This window comes from Levilactobacillus muriae, assembly GCF_045862015.1.
Taxonomy (GTDB): Bacteria; Bacillota; Bacilli; order Lactobacillales; family Lactobacillaceae; genus Levilactobacillus; species Levilactobacillus muriae.
On sequence record NZ_BAAFRU010000016.1, the window covers coordinates 23,883 to 40,806 of the forward strand.

General features: G+C 50.1%; 17 protein-coding genes. 16 read left to right on the forward strand and 1 reads right to left on the reverse strand.

Going from position 1 to position 16,924, the window contains the following annotated elements; translation table 11 throughout:
* Positions 1-245: 245 nt before the first annotated feature.
* The 10 genes from ACKTSF_RS10995 (at position 246) to ACKTSF_RS11040 (ending at position 9,768) form a co-directional block, all read left to right on the forward strand.
* On the forward strand, positions 246-1,562 hold the full coding sequence (locus tag ACKTSF_RS10995; protein ID WP_407889404.1) for an NCS2 family permease: 1,317 nt from the start codon (positions 246-248) through the stop codon (positions 1,560-1,562).
* An 84-nt stretch (positions 1,563-1,646) separates the two neighbouring features.
* On the forward strand, positions 1,647-2,561 hold the full coding sequence (gene rihC, locus ACKTSF_RS11000) for a ribonucleoside hydrolase RihC (protein WP_407889406.1): 915 nt from the start codon (positions 1,647-1,649) through the stop codon (positions 2,559-2,561).
* A gap of 724 nt (positions 2,562-3,285) precedes the next feature.
* Positions 3,286-4,167 (forward strand): metallophosphoesterase family protein, encoded by an 882-nt coding sequence (locus tag ACKTSF_RS11005; protein WP_407889408.1) that lies wholly within the window; start codon positions 3,286-3,288, stop codon positions 4,165-4,167.
* A gap of 294 nt (positions 4,168-4,461) precedes the next feature.
* Complete coding sequence (gene rsmG, locus ACKTSF_RS11010; RefSeq protein WP_407889410.1) at positions 4,462-5,190, forward strand: 16S rRNA (guanine(527)-N(7))-methyltransferase RsmG; 729 nt, start codon at positions 4,462-4,464, stop codon at positions 5,188-5,190.
* Between the two features lie 19 nt (positions 5,191-5,209).
* Positions 5,210-6,040, forward strand: coding sequence for a nucleoid occlusion protein (noc, locus tag ACKTSF_RS11015; protein ID WP_407889412.1), 831 nt, complete (start codon positions 5,210-5,212; stop codon positions 6,038-6,040).
* A gap of 14 nt (positions 6,041-6,054) precedes the next feature.
* Positions 6,055-6,822 (forward strand): ParA family protein, encoded by a 768-nt coding sequence (locus tag ACKTSF_RS11020; protein ID WP_407889413.1) that lies wholly within the window; start codon positions 6,055-6,057, stop codon positions 6,820-6,822.
* Positions 6,812-7,696 (forward strand): ParB/RepB/Spo0J family partition protein, encoded by an 885-nt coding sequence (locus ACKTSF_RS11025; RefSeq protein ID WP_407889415.1) that lies wholly within the window; start codon positions 6,812-6,814, stop codon positions 7,694-7,696. The genes ACKTSF_RS11020 and ACKTSF_RS11025 overlap by 11 nt, the downstream gene beginning before the upstream one ends.
* A 17-nt stretch (positions 7,697-7,713) precedes the next feature.
* Positions 7,714-7,920 (forward strand): DUF951 domain-containing protein, encoded by a 207-nt coding sequence (locus tag ACKTSF_RS11030; protein ID WP_125701740.1) that lies wholly within the window; start codon positions 7,714-7,716, stop codon positions 7,918-7,920.
* 5 nt (positions 7,921-7,925) lie between these two features.
* Positions 7,926-9,026, forward strand: coding sequence for a redox-regulated ATPase YchF (gene ychF / locus ACKTSF_RS11035; protein ID WP_407889417.1), 1,101 nt, complete (start codon positions 7,926-7,928; stop codon positions 9,024-9,026).
* A 16-nt stretch (positions 9,027-9,042) separates the two neighbouring features.
* Positions 9,043-9,768: a DUF1129 domain-containing protein gene (locus ACKTSF_RS11040; protein ID WP_407889419.1), complete on the forward strand. Its 726-nt coding sequence runs from the start codon at positions 9,043-9,045 to the stop codon at positions 9,766-9,768.
* Positions 9,769-9,881: 113 nt separating this feature from the next.
* On the opposite strand, the gene ACKTSF_RS11045 is transcribed toward ACKTSF_RS11040, so the two are convergent.
* Positions 9,882-10,118: a hypothetical protein gene (locus tag ACKTSF_RS11045; RefSeq protein ID WP_407889421.1), complete on the reverse strand. Its 237-nt coding sequence runs from the start codon at positions 10,116-10,118 to the stop codon at positions 9,882-9,884.
* Between the two features lie 193 nt (positions 10,119-10,311).
* On the opposite strand from ACKTSF_RS11045, the gene ACKTSF_RS11050 reads away from it, so the two are divergent.
* The 6 genes from ACKTSF_RS11050 to ACKTSF_RS11075 all read left to right on the forward strand — a co-directional run bounded on the left by ACKTSF_RS11050 (position 10,312) and on the right by ACKTSF_RS11075 (position 16,881).
* A complete protein-coding gene (locus tag ACKTSF_RS11050) occupies positions 10,312-10,842 on the forward strand; it encodes a hypothetical protein (RefSeq protein ID WP_407889423.1) in 531 nt (176 codons plus the stop codon).
* A 229-nt stretch (positions 10,843-11,071) separates the two neighbouring features.
* The gene (locus ACKTSF_RS11055; RefSeq protein ID WP_407889425.1) at positions 11,072-12,718 is read left to right on the forward strand and encodes a teichoic acid glycosyl transferase; all 1,647 of its coding nucleotides are present in this window, start codon (positions 11,072-11,074) and stop codon (positions 12,716-12,718) included.
* A 197-nt stretch (positions 12,719-12,915) separates the two neighbouring features.
* A complete protein-coding gene (guaB, locus tag ACKTSF_RS11060; protein WP_407889427.1) occupies positions 12,916-14,055 on the forward strand; it encodes an IMP dehydrogenase in 1,140 nt (379 codons plus the stop codon).
* A 161-nt stretch (positions 14,056-14,216) separates the two neighbouring features.
* On the forward strand, positions 14,217-14,390 hold the full coding sequence (locus ACKTSF_RS11065; protein ID WP_407889429.1) for a hypothetical protein: 174 nt from the start codon (positions 14,217-14,219) through the stop codon (positions 14,388-14,390).
* 181 nt (positions 14,391-14,571) lie between these two features.
* The gene (croR, locus tag ACKTSF_RS11070) at positions 14,572-15,261 is read left to right on the forward strand and encodes a response regulator transcription factor CroR (protein ID WP_020089649.1); all 690 of its coding nucleotides are present in this window, start codon (positions 14,572-14,574) and stop codon (positions 15,259-15,261) included.
* Between the two features lie 450 nt (positions 15,262-15,711).
* The gene (locus ACKTSF_RS11075; RefSeq protein ID WP_407889431.1) at positions 15,712-16,881 is read left to right on the forward strand and encodes a sensor histidine kinase; all 1,170 of its coding nucleotides are present in this window, start codon (positions 15,712-15,714) and stop codon (positions 16,879-16,881) included.
* Positions 16,882-16,924: the final 43 nt, after the last annotated feature.

Below are 16,924 nucleotides of genomic sequence, written 5' to 3' on the forward strand. Positions count from 1 at the left end.
TTTAACTGCCCGGTAAGGCGACTTTATCGGCGCAGTTTGTCCCCCGAGTCAATTCACCAAGATTTTTAACGAACGTCATGTACAATATGTAGCGAGACTAACGAGCAGCTGCTCGATTAGTCCGTACGGGTGCCGACCTTCCTAGACGGGAAGTGAAACCCAGCCGGATGCGTGAGACCATTCGGTTGCAAAGCCCGTTGAAGTCTGTGCGTCGAGTAATGACGCATCGAAAGATAGGGATTTTTATGGACAAGCAACAATCGCAGGTGGACTTAGCCAATGATATGACGCTAAGAGAAGCGCTGCGGCATAAGGATGTCGTCCGCAACGAACTGATCGCAGGAGTAACTGGCTTCTTCGCCATCTCCTACATTATTATCGTGAACCCGCTAATCTTAAAGGATGCCGGGATTCCCACCGACTTGAGTGTCTTCGCAACCATCTTTTCTTCGGTAATTGGGTGTTTGGTGATGGCCTTTTGGGCGAACGCACCGATCATTCTGACACCGGGAATGGGGGTCAACGCCTTCTTTACCTACACCATTGTGGTGAATATGGGTCTGAGTTGGCGTGAGGCGCTTGGGATTGCGGCGGTCGCCAGTTTTGTTTACATGCTGATCGCCTTTACCAAGGTGTCAACGATTCTATCGGACGCCATTCCAGAATCGCTGAAGAGCGGGATTACTGCGGGGATTGGTCTCTTCCTGGTGGAAATCGGCCTGGAGAAAGCCGGGCTGATTGTCGCCGGAAAGACATCCTCACTAGTCGTCTTGGGAGATCTGACCAAACCAACGCCAATGTTGGCACTGTTCGGTCTGCTTCTCAGTTTGGTTCTGTACATTCGAAAGGTAAAGGGAAACTTCTTCATCGCGATTATCGCGACGAGTCTAGTGGCCTTCTTCTTTGGGATTAAGGATGCCGACACCCCTAGCGTTGATTTAGCGCGGTTAGGGCAGTACCACGAGATCGTCTTCAAGAATGATTTCTCTCACTGGTTGAGCACGCCATTTATCTTGGCAGCCTTCTCCATGACCATGATTCTAGTTTTTGAATCCATGGGCCTTCTGCAAGGTTTACTGCCGAACCAAAAGAAGTTCAAGAAGACCTTTGAAGGGAGTGCCGTGACGACCTTCCTGTCTGGTTTCTTAGGAACCAGTCCAACGGTGGCCGCTGCTGAAAGTGCTTCTGGTATCGAAACTGGTGGCCGGACCGGGATCATGGCGTTAGTTGCCGCAGTCCTATTCGCACTGTCACTGATTTTTGTACCACTCCTGGCCTACGTGCCATCCGCAGCGATTGCGCCGGTGATTATTATCACGGGTGCGCTGATGATGGCGGCTATCGGCAACATTAAGATGGCTGATTTTTCCGAATGGTTCCCAGCATTTCTGATTATCGTGCTGATTCCATTCACCAACAGCATTTCAACCGGTCTGGCTTTTGGCTTTGTCTGCTACCCGATTATGAAGGTGGCCCTGGGTAAAGCTAAGGAAATGACTTGGCCCGTCTACTTGTTAGGCGTGCTGTTCCTACTTGATTTAGTCTTTAGTGCCCTGCTGTAACGGCAGGGTTTCACTTACGGGTTAAACGTAAGCGGTTACGGCCGCTGACGAAACTGAAATTAATTTCATTGGGAGGAAACACAGATGACAACTAAAATTATTATGGATACTGACCCCGGGATTGACGATGCAGCTGCTTTAACCATGGCGATCAACGATCCTAGCATTGATTTGAAGCTGATTACGACGGTTGCTGGTAACGTGACGGTCGACAAGACCACCATCAACGCGCAAAAGATCGTGCGCTTCTTCAATGCCAACATTCCGGTGGCTGCGGGTGCTGAACAACCCCTGTTCAAGGACTTTGAAGACGCCGCTCGGATTCACGGGGAATCAGGGATGCCTGGCTACGACTTCCCAACTGATTTGCCAAAACCTTTAGACAAGACTGCCGTTGAAGCTTTACATGACGAAATCATGGCTAGCGACGAACCCATCACCTTGGTGCCAACGGGTTCATACACCAACATTGCCTTACTCTTCTCTGAATACCCAGAAGTTAAGCGTAACATTAAGGAAATTGTCGCCATGGGTGGTGCCTTGGGCAAAGGGAACATGACCAGTGCCGCAGAATTCAACGTTTTCACCGACCCAGATGCTGCCGCTATCGTGTACAAATCCGGTGTGCCAATCGTTATGGTTGGGTTGGACATTACCATGAAGGCTTTGTTAACCCACGAAAGCATCCAAGAATTGCCACAAATCAGCGAAACCGGTAAGATGCTGCATGACATCATCGTTAACGATGGTGACAACAGCGACAAGGGTATCGCCATGCATGACGTGAACACCATCTTCTACCTGCTTCACCCAGAAGCAATTACCACGGAAGACATGTGGATCGACGTCCAAACTGATGGCCCAGCCATTGGTGAAACGGTCGGCGATATTCGTGGGGCTTACCACGATGGCAAGACTAATGCTAAGGTATCCGTTGATATCGACGCGGTTGAATTCAACAAGTGGTTCCTCGAAGAAGTCCGGGCAATCAAGAACTAGTGACTTGTCAAATGCTGACTGTCTGCAATGGACAGGCTTAGGCTTGGCAAAGGCTATAGCCGTTAATTGCTAGGGATAATTTACAAATAATGGGTCCCAATTAAGCTAACCGTGAGTTGGCTTAATTGGGACTTTTTTGATTACACTGGGATCTGGCCCGGTAGCAGTCAGGTGCTTGCGGGGTCGGTAATTGACATCAAACCTTTACAAAAATAAGGGACTTTCCATACAGAAACGATACAAGCACTTGGTATCATGGACTTAAATCAAGGGGAAGAGGATGGTCGTATGTCCGCGACAGACACTGAGACGCTGATCATACTGATTGTTACTTGGTTACCGATGTTGTGGTTTTCCCGACCACCAAAACGTCATAGCTAGTTGGTGAATACCTTCATCGACCAAGTTGATTGCGTAACGAATTCTGTGAAATTCGTTGCGCTTTTTGAATTGATCATTTTTGGGGTGCAGTAAGTGGCAGTTCCTTCGGCTACAAACGGCGACCAAGCCCATTCTTCAAGAAATTATTGTGGTACCAATCAGTTCAGCCCCTTCGTGAGATTGCTCACTATTTGCGAAAATTTTACACGATGTTGACATGGACCATACCAATTATTTACATAAGTTCGCTATGCTGGAAGTAACTTAGGGACAGTCTATCTCACCGTCGCTGGGAAACCATTTCCGACGACCGGATTTTATTTCGGGGGGGAGCAACGGGGCCATGAACAAATTTACCATTGTGCATTTGTCGGATCCGCAATTAACCGCGGCCGCCGTCGAACCACAGTATCATCAGCAGATGTCACCAATCAAGAAGCTCCAGCAGATCTTTGACGATGTTTTGGTGCATCAGATTGCGCCAGATCTCATTGTCATCGGGGGAGACCTGATACAGAAGGGCACGACGCAGGATTACGCCAAGTTGCGGGCCTACTTAAGTGAACAGGCCGAGCGCTTACAGGCGCCGATTCAGGTGATTCTCGGTGATCAAGATGATCGGGAGGCTTTCAACGCTGGGTATTTATCCCAGTCACATCAGCCATATTATGCCTATAAGCAGATGTATCAGAACATGGATTTTTACTTTTTGGATTCTAAATGGGAGACCAATAAAGAGGCCGGGTGGCTGGATCGCGAGCAGTTAGATTGGTTGAATAAGAACCTCCACATTGCGCCGCGCCGGCGAGCCTTTATTTTTCTCCACCACCCATTGGACGCACCGGCGCTGCGGTCGATGCGCTACGCCTTGCTACAGAACAATCGGGAACTCTTGGCGATTCTCCACGGGCACAATATTGGGGGAATCTTTACCGGTCACTTACACTTTGGCGCCAGCTACCTGGTGGACAACACGATCCCCGTGACGACCGTGGGTTCGGCAACGACTTACATTAACTGTCAGGACCCACACTATCACGAGGTTCACGACGCTATTAATTACAACGTCATCACCATACAGCGGGGGATGGCGAGCGTGACGAATCACCCGTTGTATCTGGGGCAGACCGTCATCGACACGATTACGATCGGTAATACGGGGTTTGCCAAGCACCGGCCCAGACCGACCGGATCGCGGCGCATGGTCAACGAAAACTTTCTCTAACGGGTGATGCGGTCGACAAGGCCCACGTTAGACGATAGTCATGAGACGTTAAAAGTTTTCAAGAGGGATGGTTCCTAGCGAGACAGCGGGAATCATCCCTCTTATTATTTTCCCAGCGATAGGCGTTTCATGTGAACCGGATTTTCGGTATAATAGGAAACGACGTGATAACAGGGCAACCTCTGGCAGGCGGTTTTTAACTGGCAGGTCGGTTGCGTTTCGTTTGTAAGTAAGGTAAAGTATAATCAAACGTGAAACAATTGTGTTTCACAGAAGTGAACTGGGAGATAGTGTATGAATCCAGAAGAGTTTCGTGCCGCGCTAGCCACGCAAGGCATTGAATTAACCGCAACACAGGAACAGCAATTTGCGACGTACTTTGAGTTCTTAGTTGCGACCAACGAACACGTAAATTTAACGACCATTACTGCGGAGCCAGATGTCTATTTGAAGCATTTTTACGACTCACTGACGCCCGCTTTTTACGTGCCAACGATGCGAACGGAACCCCTGACGGTCGTGGATGTCGGCGCTGGTGCCGGTTTCCCATCGATTCCGTTGAAGATCGTCTTTCCACAGTTACAGATCAGCATCGTCGACTCGCTGAACAAGCGGATCACTTTTCTAAATGAACTCGCGGCTAAGTTCAACCTGACCGGTGTGGCTTTCCACCATGCGCGCGCCGAGGAGTTTGGCGGCAAGCGAGCAACCAACCGCGAAGGCTACGACTTAGTCTTGGCGCGTGCCGTTGCTCGGATGTCCGTCCTCAGCGAACTGTGCTTGCCGCTGGCTAAGGTGGGCGGGCAATTCGTGGCCCTGAAAGCTGCAGCCACCGCTAACGAATTAGCCGTGAGCCAATCCGCCATTACGACGTTGGGTGGCCAGCTAGCCGCAGACCACGCCTTCGAGTTACCGGTCAGTCATGACCAACGTCATATTGTCATCATCGATAAGGTCAAGCACACACCCAAGCGTTACCCCCGCAAAGCGGGAACGCCGAACAAAGAACCATTAGAAGATTAATGGAATGGGGGTAAGATAATTGCCATTTTCATTATTTGGAAATAATCGGGAAAAGGCCACGCAGCCGTCACATCCCGTGAAACAAAACGTGGTGATGATTCCGGTCGCCCAGATCATTCCGAACCGGTTTCAACCACGGCAACGGTTTGATCCCATAGCCATCGGCGAACTGGCCCAGACCATTGAGGAACATGGGCTCCTGCAGCCTATCGTGTTGCGTCAGTACGAGGCCGATCACTACGAGATTATTGCCGGTGAGCGGCGCTTTCGGGCGATCAACGGTTTAAAATGGACTGAAGTTCCCGCTATCGTCGAAGAAATGAGCGATGACGAGACGGCCTCCATGGCACTGATCGAAAACCTCCAACGGGAAGAATTGTCTGCCATTGAAGAGGCCCACGCCTACCAGCAGCTGATGACACTTAACCACATGACCCAAGCACAACTTGCCGAGGGGATTGGGAAGAGTCAGGGCTTCGTTGCCAATAAGTTACGCTTATTGAAATTGGCTGAACCGGTACGTAACGCCATTTTGAATCGGCAAATCACCGAGCGCCATGGTCGAGCCTTACTTTCTCTGGCAGTCGATGATCAACCGACGATGCTGAAGCAGATTGCGGCTAATCAGTTGACGGTCAAGGAGACCGAGGCGTTGATTGCCAAGCAGAAGCAGCCGAAGCGACGACGTAAAGTCACCAAACACAGCGTGTCCGGGGATACGCGGGTGGCGGTCAATACGATTCGCCACTCTGTTAAGATGGTCACGGATGCCGGGATGGCACTGACGACCAAGGAAGAAGAAACCGCAGATAGTTACCGCATCATCATTGACATTCCCAAAGAAAGCTAGAGGTGGAACGACATATGGGCTATATCATCGCATTAGCCAATCAAAAGGGTGGCGTGGGTAAGACCACGACTGGCGTCAATTTAGGCGCCGCACTGGCATCAGCTGGCCAAAAAGTCTTGCTGGTCGATACCGATGCCCAAGGCAACGCGACCAGTGGGGTCGGCATTCAAAAAGCCACCATTGAACGCGAAGTTTACGATGTCTTGGTCAACGAGACACCGATCAACGAGGCGATTCGGCATACAGAACATCCAGGGTTGGACATCGTTCCCGCAACGATCCAGCTTTCCGGAGCTGAAATCGAGCTCACGCCAATGATGGCGCGCGAAACTCGGTTAAAGGATGCCTTGGACGAGATTCGTGACAATTACGATTATATTTTAATCGACTGTCCCCCTTCGCTGGGGCTCCTGACCATCAACGCGTTTACCGCAGCCAACTCGATTCTGATCCCCGTGCAGAGTGAATACTATGCGCTGGAAGGGTTGACCCAACTTTTGAACACGGTCAAGTTGGTCCAGAAACACTTCAACCGTGACCTGAAGATCGAAGGGGTGCTGTTGACCCTTTACGACGCCCGGACCAATCTGGGCAAGCAGGTCAATGAAGAAGTGAAGAAGTATTTCCAGAACAAGGTTTACGCCACGATTATTCCGCGGAATGTCCAGTTGGCGGAGGCACCCAGTCATGGGATGCCAATTATTGATTACGCACCAAAGTCCAAAGGTGCTGAGGTATACACTGAACTCGCAAAGGAAGTGCTAGCTGCCCATGGCAAGTAAGAAAGAGAAAAGTTTAGGGCGCGGAATCGACGCGCTATTTGCTGAGAATGGCGTGGATGCTGGTGAAGAAACGGTTATGGATCTGAACCTGACCGATATTCGCCCCAACCCGTATCAACCACGGCAGAAGTTCGATCATAAGGGATTAAACGACTTAGCGGCTTCCATCGAAAAGACGGGGGTTTTCCAGCCGATTATTGTGCGTCAACCGGATAAACGGACTAACCGCTACGAGATTCTTGCGGGTGAACGGCGTTTCCGGGCTTCCAAATTAGCTGGTAAGGAGACGATTCCCGCGATTGTTAGAGATATTACTGAAGAACAAATGATGGAGATCGCCGTGTTGGAAAACCTCCAACGCGAAGATCTGACACCACTTGAAGAGGCCGAAGCCTACGACACCTTGATGACCAAGCTCACCTTGACGCAGGCTCAGGTTTCTGAACGGTTAGGCAAGAGCCGCCCGTACATTGCCAATTATTTACGGTTACTTGGGTTGCCTAAGGCGGTCAAAGACATGCTGCAAAAGAACGAGTTGTCGATGGGCCAAGCGCGGACGTTGCTGTCCCTGAAGGATAAGACCAAGTTAGTGGCCTTAGCCAAGAAGGCTGTTGCCGATGGTATGACCGTACGAACCCTGGAGGCAGAAGTTAGCAAGCTGAATGGCGCAGCTAAGAAGCTCGCTAAGAAGCCCGCCAAGAAGAAGTCACCATTCCTTCGGTCGACGGAAAATCAGCTCCAAGAACGCTTTGGCACGCAGGTTTCCATCAACGAAGGCAATGGTGATGACCATCAGGGCCGCATCGAGATCGAGTATCTCTCAAACGACGACTTGAACCGCATCTTAGACCTGTTGAACATCCAATCGGATTAAGCTAGGGAGGCCAAAGTATGTATGATTTAGGCGATTTGGTGGAAATGAAGAAGCCACATCCATGCGGGACGAACCGTTGGGAAATTACCCGGATGGGTGCCGATATTAAAATCAAGTGTACAAATTGTGGTCACGTTGTGATGTTGTCACGGCGCGAGTTTGAAAAGAAATTAAAAAAGGTATTGGTTCGTAAGGCCGACACCGATAATGGAAAGAGTGAATAATTGCTATGTCATTAACTGCAGGGATCGTTGGCCTGCCGAACGTCGGGAAGTCAACTTTATTTAACGCGATTACCAAGGCGGGTGCCGAAATGGCGAACTACCCGTTTGCGACGATTGACCCAAACGTGGGGATGGTGGAAGTTCCAGATAGCCGTCTCGACCGGATTCAAGAATTAATTCCAGCCAAGAAAGTCGTCCCAACGACCTTTGAATTTACCGATATTGCCGGGATCGTTAAGGGTGCCAGCAAGGGTGAAGGCCTGGGAAACAAGTTCCTGGAAAACATTCGCCAAGTCGACGCCATTGTCCACGTTGTGCGGGCGTTTGACGACGACAATATCACCCACGTTTCTGGGAAGATCGATCCGATCGATGATATCGAAACGATCAACTTGGAACTCGGCTTGTCCGACTTGGAAGCCGTTAACAAGCGGTTGGCTAAGGTTGAACGGGCGGCTAAAGGAAGCGACAAGGAAGCCAAGGAAGAATTGGCTGTCTTGACGAAGATCAAGCCGGTCCTTGAAGATGGTGGTGCTGTGCGGACCATCGACTTTGACGAAGATGAGATGAAGGTCGTCAAGGGCCTCTTCCTGTTGACGTCTAAGCCAGTGCTGTACGTGGCCAATATTGCCGAAGACGACATGGCTGATCCTGAAAGCTCCAAGTATTTCAAGCTGATTCAGGACTACGCCGCCAAAGAAGGCGCCGAAGCCATTGCCGTGGCCGCTGAAGCTGAAGAAGAAATTGCTGAGTTGGATGATGACGAAAAGCAAGACTTCTTGGAAGCTGAAGGGGTTGAGGAACCGGGGTTGAACCGGTTGATTCGGGCCTCATACCACCTCTTAGGCTTGGAAACGTTCTTCACGGCTGGTGGGAAAGAAACGCGTGCCTGGACGTACAAGACGGGCACGAAGGCACCACAAGCTGCCGGGATTATTCACTCCGACTTCGAACGCGGGTTTATCCGTGCCGAAGTGATGGCGTTTGACGACTTAGACCAATTCAAGACCGAAGCTGCTGTTAAAGAAGCCGGTAAGCTGCGGGTTGAAGGTAAAGACTACGTGATGGAAGACGGCGATATCGTCGAATTCCGTTTCAACGTTTAGAAGGGAACAGAAGTAGATGAGTGATAACAAGCAAACTCCGCGTAATGCGGGCGTTCATCAGAAGCGCAATAACGTCGCTGTAAGTGAACGGGCAGCGTTTGACAACATTGGGTTGACCAAGCGTAATGCCGAATACATGTACCGCTTCAACAAGGAACTCGAAAATACCAAGCTGACGCCAGAAAAGAAGGCTGCGGCCGTTCAAGATATGGTTAATGAACTGGTTGAGGGCCAAAAGAGCGGGAAAACGGGTAAGAATACTTACGGCGACATCGAAGCACGGGTTAAGGAAGTTGTCGAAGGGCCAACGCGGCCAGATAATGAATTGTTTGGGCGCAACTATTGGCCAAACATGATCTACAATTCCTTGACGTTCTTCATGATCTTTAACTTGATGTTTGGGGTGATGTACCTCTTCTCACCAAAGCTGATGACGACCAGCCGCCCCGTTGGAATCACGGCCATCACCGTCAGTGCACTGATTGCTGGGTTCATCTTGCCAATCATGCCGCGTTTATTCAGTCCTAAGATCAAACACACGCTCAATGGGTTCTTGCGGGCCCTGATCGTCTTAGTTGGGTTCCTGGTCTGGATGGCGTTGTTCTACTTGGCACAAATGTTGCCAGGTATTGTTAACCCAATCCTGATGCCATGGCCAAGTATTATCTTGGGCCTGGTTTCCATCGCAGCCATGTTCTGGTTACGGCGGACTTACAAGATCAACGGTGGTTTCTTCGGTTAATCACCTCAATCGGATTTGATTAATGACGCTGGCAACTGGCGCCGCTTGCGGGAATCAAGGATTCTGCCGGTTGCTGGTTCTGACGTCGTTAATCCGAAGTAATCGTTAAAATGTCAGTCAAATGAGGCCCGTTTGGTTGTTACCTGTGTGGTGACTGCTGGATGGGGCTTTTTGGCAATCAGTTGGAAAGTTGGCTGATTGTGGAGACTCGTCCGTGGGATGAGCTTGAAAACACGCTGATTTAAGCGAGGCCTCAAGTCGAGAACCAAGACCGGGCTCTGGTTTGAATCGGTCCCCACAGCAGTCAGAAACCTATCAGTCGCAGGCGACAACCGGTGATCAATCATCATTATTCGCGTGCCACCTGATTGGTAGAGGACAAAATCCGCGGTAACCATTGCGAATTCCGCTGATTTTATTTTGCCGCTAAGTCGCTAAATTCTATGGCTTGTTGCCCATTCGTAAAAGACCTATGATGCCACTAAGTAGTTGAGCCGGTCATGGACTCGATGAAAAATTTCATTTCATAGGGGAGGATTTTTTATGAAAAAAATCTTTGGGTATGTATTGGGATTAGTTGCTGCATTATTCGCTGCGGGGGCCATTGCGACCACCGCTAACGCCGACGGCAGCGATGCCGACGCCGCGAGTGGGAGTAGTGCTGGTAGCGAAATGGTGGCGCCAGCCATGGGGTCTAGCGAAGCTGGGGGCGCGGCCGTAAGTAGTTCTGCTGAAAGTAGTAGTATTGCTAAACCAGCTAAAAAGCCAGCCAAGAAACCTGCTAAGAAGGAAAAGGTATTAGCTGCATCTAAGAAGATGCGGGGTCGTCTTCACTATCGGAAGGACGCCCGCGAGATCCTCTTCCAAAAGGGCAAGAAGGGTGCTGAAGTGGCACTCTTTAACCGTAAGGGCAAGGAAGTTAAGAAGTTCAGAGTTGCCAAGAATGGCCGTTTTGAAATCAAATTGAGCAAGAAGCAAGCTAAGAAGTTAGCCGAAGGTGGCAAGTACTTCCGCTTTGACGTTGCTCAAAAGGGGTACAAGGCCTACCAGATCCGCTACTACATTTACAAATAGAGTGAGTTTACTGTTCGTAGATGGCGTAAGTGCGTAGACTGATATCATGAGTTGAGGTGGGGTCACATCACAGCCAGAACGAGAGTGCTTCGGAAAATGGTGAACATCATTTTACCGAGACTGTCGCGTGATGCGACAACTATCTAACACAGAGAAAAGGCGTGGGTAACCACGCCTTTTCTTATCCGCTCAGATTGATTGTTCACCGAATTAATGAGGAGGGGTCACCATGTTGCAGCGAATTCGCTTGAAATTACGCAGTCCGGATTGTCAATCGTTGGGGTTATTAGCCATCGTTGGCGCGTTTATCATGACATTTTGCTCCTACACGTCACCGGCCTTCTACTTCGATACATCGCCGGACAATAACGCATTCTTTACGGTGGGCAAGGCCATGATGCATGGTATCGTTCCGTACAAGGATATTTTCGAGCAGAAGGGGCCGTACGTGTACTTTCTCCATGGTTTGGCCTATCTGGTCTCGTCACGGAGTTTTTTACTGATCTTTTTGGTTGAGATTGCCACGGTTACGGCCGCTATGTTCTTTGTTTATAAATTAGCCAAGTTACTGAACGCTAGCGAATTGCCGGCGCTGTTAACAGCCTTGCTTTCCCCGCTATTATTTCTGTACCATCCGTATTACGATTACGGCGATACGGTGGAATTCTTTACGCTGCCGCTGTTGCTCTCCCTAATTTATTTGATGGTGCTGTTGGATCGCCGCGACTTTCGCGTCAGTCACTGGTGGTACTTTGCACAGGGGGCGCTGGTCGGTATTGTTTTCCTGTCGAAATACACGCTTCTCGGTGCTTGGATCGTGTTCTATCTGGTAATTATGGGACGGCTGCTGGTTAAGCGGCAGTGGCGACAATTGGGCCGGGTCATCGGGTGGAGTGCCGGTGGCTTTCTACTGGCGACGCTCCCTTGGCTGATTTATTTCTTGATGACCGGATCGCTTCAAGCCTTTATTAACGTGTACATTCTGTTCAATACCAAGGTTTACCTGACTTCCTCCGTGGCGGCCTTTGCGAATCTGGTCCAGTCGATCACGCTGGTTTCGCAATTCTATTGGGGAAACGTCCTGTTCTTCCTGCTGGGTGTCGTGGGTACGCTGGTTGTGCTGTTTCAACGTGATATTTTTACCAGTAACTTTAGCCGGGGACTGTACTTGGCAAGTGCCTTGGGCTGCGATCTATTAGCCCTGTACGGCTATCAGGCGGGTGCGGTCTACCAGTATTACCAGTTGATTTACTTTGGCTTTTTCGTCCTGCCGTTCGTGTATTTCTGCCAAATCTTCTTTCGACACGTCGGTCTGCCCACTGGGGATGCGCCGTTCCCTATCCTGGTGACGCTACTACTGAGCTTGTTTCTGGTGCTGGGAGTCAACAATAATGTGACTGATTCAAAGGTCTTTCCAAACAACACGTCGATCACCGAAAAGCAGACAACGAAGCCACAGCAACCCGCCCAGATTGATTTCGGACGACTCATGCGGCGAGAAACACCGGCCGGAACGCGGCTGACGTTGCTGAACTACGGATCGATCGACATGGGCTTCTACACGGCATCTGGGGCCATTCCCAGCACGTATTTCTTCCAAAACTACAATATTCCGCAGAGTTCAGCCCCTCAGATTCTGCAATCACAGCAAAACGTGATTCGTCGGCATCAGGTGGAATGGGTTGTCCTCAACACGCCGGCTGGCAAGACCGTTAAGCAGTGGCAAGGGGGCAGTGGCCGAATTACCAGTGGCAATCTGAATCCGGGCACCAGCAAGCTGACAAAGGACCTGACACGACACTACCACTGCGTTGCCCAGCATACGCAGGTCTTTGAAGGGGTCAGCGTGACTTATTGGCTGTATCAACGGAAATGATGACTTGTATAATGGGAAAACCAATTAGATAAGTAGTGGTTCAACAACTCGTTAATTTACCCAGTGGCTTCGATTGAATGATGATAGTTCGGTGAGAGTCCTTGACCTGAGTGGCCTAGACTGGTAAATTTAGAAACAATATCTCCCAGGATTCCTAACCGAGCCTGAGACTAAATTAAAGAGGAGCGATATCAACTATGTCTAATTGGGACACGAAGTTTGCTAAAGAAGGAATCACATTTGATGATGTTTTGTTAATACCCGCAGAAAGCCACGTTTTACCGAATGAAGTCGATCTGAGTGTCCAATTAGCGCCAAACTTAAAGCTGAACGTTCCGTTCCTAAGTGCCTCGATGGATACGGTCACCGAGACCACGATGGCCACGACCATGGCCCGTAATGGGGGCCTCGGGGTCATCCACAAAAATATGAGTGCCGAGTCACAAGCGCAAATGGTAGCCGACGTGAAAGCGATCGCTAACGATGCTGATCAATACCCACACGCCGCTGTGGACGTTAACAATCACTTGCTGGTTGCCGCAGCCGTGGGGGTCACCTCTGACACATTTGACCGGGCCGACGCCTTACTCAAGGCCGGTGCCGACGCCATCATTATCGACACGGCGCACGGTCACTCCGCTGGGGTGTTGCGCAAGGTTGCCCAGATTCGCCAACAATTTCCAGATGCCACGCTGATTGCCGGTAACGTTGCCACGGGTGAAGGCACGCGGGCACTGTTTGAAGCCGGCGTCGACGTGGTTAAAGTCGGCATTGGTCCTGGTTCTATCTGCACGACGCGGGTAGTTGCCGGTGTTGGGGTTCCTCAGATTACTGCCATCTATGACGCTGCCAACGTGGCGCGTGAATTTGGCAAGCCAATCATTGCCGACGGGGGGATCAAGTACTCTGGCGACATCGTGAAGGCGTTAGCCGCTGGTGGAAATGCCGTGATGTTTGGTTCCATGTTATCCGGGACTGACGAAGCACCTGGCGACATCATCGAAGATGGCGGTAAGAAGTACAAGACGTACCGGGGGATGGGGAGTCTAGCTTCCATGTCCCATGGATCTGCCGATCGCTACTTCCAAGGCGGCGTGAATGAAGCTAACAAGCTGGTGCCAGAAGGCATTGAAGCCCGCGTGGAATACAAGGGTAGCGTGAATGACATCCTCTTCCAAATGGTGGGTGGTTTGCGTTCTGGCATGGGTTACACGGGGAGTGCCACCGTGCAGAGCCTGATTGACAATGCCCAATTTGTCCGGATTTCCAACGCTGGGTTGATTGAATCTCATCCACATGACGTTCAGATCACGAAGGCCGCACCTAATTACAAATAAATTATTACTGAGAAAAGCTAACTCGATGCATGGGTTAGTTTTTTTGAACAATGCCTTAGGTTTTAATATTAGTTAGGCAGAATTCCCTCGTTTTCAAACAGGGGATTACTGCCATCATGTCTTTCACTGATTGGTAGTGTAGTCGTCAACAAGTTCCTTAAATGGATAACCATCAGGCCATGATTGTTTCGCGATGGCTCTATGCAAATATTGATGCGCTTGCGAACTCAACCACTAAGGGGAAGGCGTTAGCGGTCATCGACGCGATATTTACGGCTAGATTGACAAGTAGCAGCCACAATCTGAGCTATGGTTTGGGCTTAATTGAGCCTTAACTGTTGGTTGGCGAGTCACTCGAAAATAGTGTAAGATTAAGGAATGGTTAAGTGCCTTACGCCCGGCTAAAGGTTCGGGTTTTCCGGTCGCTTGGCCCAGGTTATTTGTTAGAATAGACTTAAACCTACGGGGCAGGACCGCTAGTGAATGAGCCTAGCTGATTAAAGGAGAATAGACCGCATGAAAATTTTAGTTGTCGATGACGATAAAGAAATTGCACAATTACTTGAAATTTACATTAAAAATGAAGGTTATGAACCCATCACCGCTTACGATGGGAAGGAAGCCTTGACCAAGCTACACACCACGCCAGATATTGCCTTGATGATCTTAGACATCATGATGCCTGAAATGAGTGGAATTGAAGTCATGAAGGAAGTCCGGAAAGATTCCCAGATCCCAATCCTGATTCTATCGGCGAAGACGGGTGATATGGATAAGATTCAAGGGTTGATTTCTGGTGCCGATGATTACGTCACCAAGCCATTTAACCCCTTGGAAGTTATGGCGCGGGTTAAGTCGTTACTGCGGCGGAGTCAAGACCAAGTGACCGATGACAGCCCTGATATCTTGGATATTGGGACGTTGACCATCAACAAGGATTCTCACGAAGTCAAGACGATTGCGGGCAAGACAGTCTCATTGACGGCCCTAGAATTTGGGATTCTCTACTTACTGGCTAGCCACCCCAACCGCGTCTTCTCAGCGGACGAAATTTTCGAACGGGTATGGCGTCAGGAAAGTATTGTCTCAGCCAAGACCGTCATGGTCCACGTTAGCCACTTGCGGGATAAGATCGAAGACGCCACCAACGGCGAAAAGGTCATTCAAACCGTTTGGGGTGTGGGGTATAAGATCGAATCAAGATAAAAAGGAAAAGAGTGTGGAAGCAGGCGGTTAGCTGATGAGCATTAACGTCGTCAAGTTAGAAATCCCGAACCTGGATTTCTGGCTTGGCGGGGTTAAGCGGAGTCAGCTGCCTGCTGGAACACGTTTCAAAAAAGAGTGTGGAAGCAGGCGGGAGTTAGTGAGCATTAACGTCGCTGGGGTGAAAATCCCGGGCTTGGATTTTTGGCCTAGCGGGGTTAAGCGGAGCTGACTGCCTGCTGGAACACGTTTCGGCAACATAAACTGAACGCACAAATGGGCCAAAGAAGTTTGAACAGTGAGCAATCACGGGTCAAACTAGCCTAACTATGTATCCAAGGTTATCGAAGCTGCCAATCTCCCAGTATCACCAATCAAACCGCAACCAGAAGAGTAGGAGCGCAACATGGACTTAATCAACATTTACCAATTGAATATCCGGGAGGCACAACCATGAAGTTAACCACGCGCGAGAAGAGTGCGCTGTTCATGGAAGGGGTCGTGACCGTCATTCTCCTGCTGATGCTGAATCTGGCGTTGCTGGTGCTGATTGTACAGGCTATCGAAAGTAACCCCGGACTGCGTGATGGGATCTTTATCATCAAGCGGTCCGTCGTCTTGGGACCTAATCACTTTCAGCTCTGGAGCTGGGAGAATCTGTTCATTGGTCTGATGCTCGTGGCCGACGCGTTAGTCGTCTGGTGGCGGCTGATTCGGCGGTACCGGCAAATGCAGTTGCGGCACATTATTGACGAGTTGCACTACATTGCCAACGGGCACTTCGATCACCGCATTCCATTTCGGGTCAGTGGTGACGTCCAGCGAGTCGTGGATTCTGTCAACGCGCTGGTGGATTCCGTCATCAATTCGATGAATGAAGAACGGGCCATTGAGAAGTCCAAAGACGAGCTGATTACCAATGTCAGTCATGATATCCGAACCCCGTTAACGTCGATTATCGGCTATCTGGGGCTGATCGAGGATAAGCAGTATCACAGTGAGGACGACCTCCTCAAGTACACGCACACGGCATTTTTGAAGTCTAAACAGATGAAATCTTTGGTGGATGATCTCTTCGAGTACACCAAGGTCCGTCAAACGGATACACCACTGAGCTTGACCAACATCAATTTGGCGGCGATGCTCGAACAGTTGGGTGCCAGTTTTGAACTGGAGGCCCAGAAGAAGGGCATGACGATTGGCGCCGAGAATTCATCGGAAACGATTATGATGGAGGCTGATCCCGAGAAGTTGGTGCGGGTCTTCAATAACTTGGTTTCCAACGCATTGAAGTACGGTGATGGTGGGAAACACATCAATCTAGGTGCTAAACAACTGAGCCCCACTGAACTGGAGGTCCGCGTGACCAACGATGGACCGAAGATTCCGAAAGAATCATTGAATATGATCTTCGAGCGGTTTTACCGGGTCGAAGAGTCGCGGTCTAAGGAAACCGGCGGGACCGGCCTTGGCTTGGCCATTGCACAGAGTATCGTGGCCCTTCACGGTGGGTACATTTACGTGGAGTCAGACGATGCGTTGACTAGCTTCGTGATTCATTTGCCGGTCAAACACGACCAGCCACTGGCCATCCCGCAACGGTTGAAGACGCCGGGACAGTAAGTTGCGTTTTGAATCGCTAAATTTGGCATAAACCAAGGGCCGT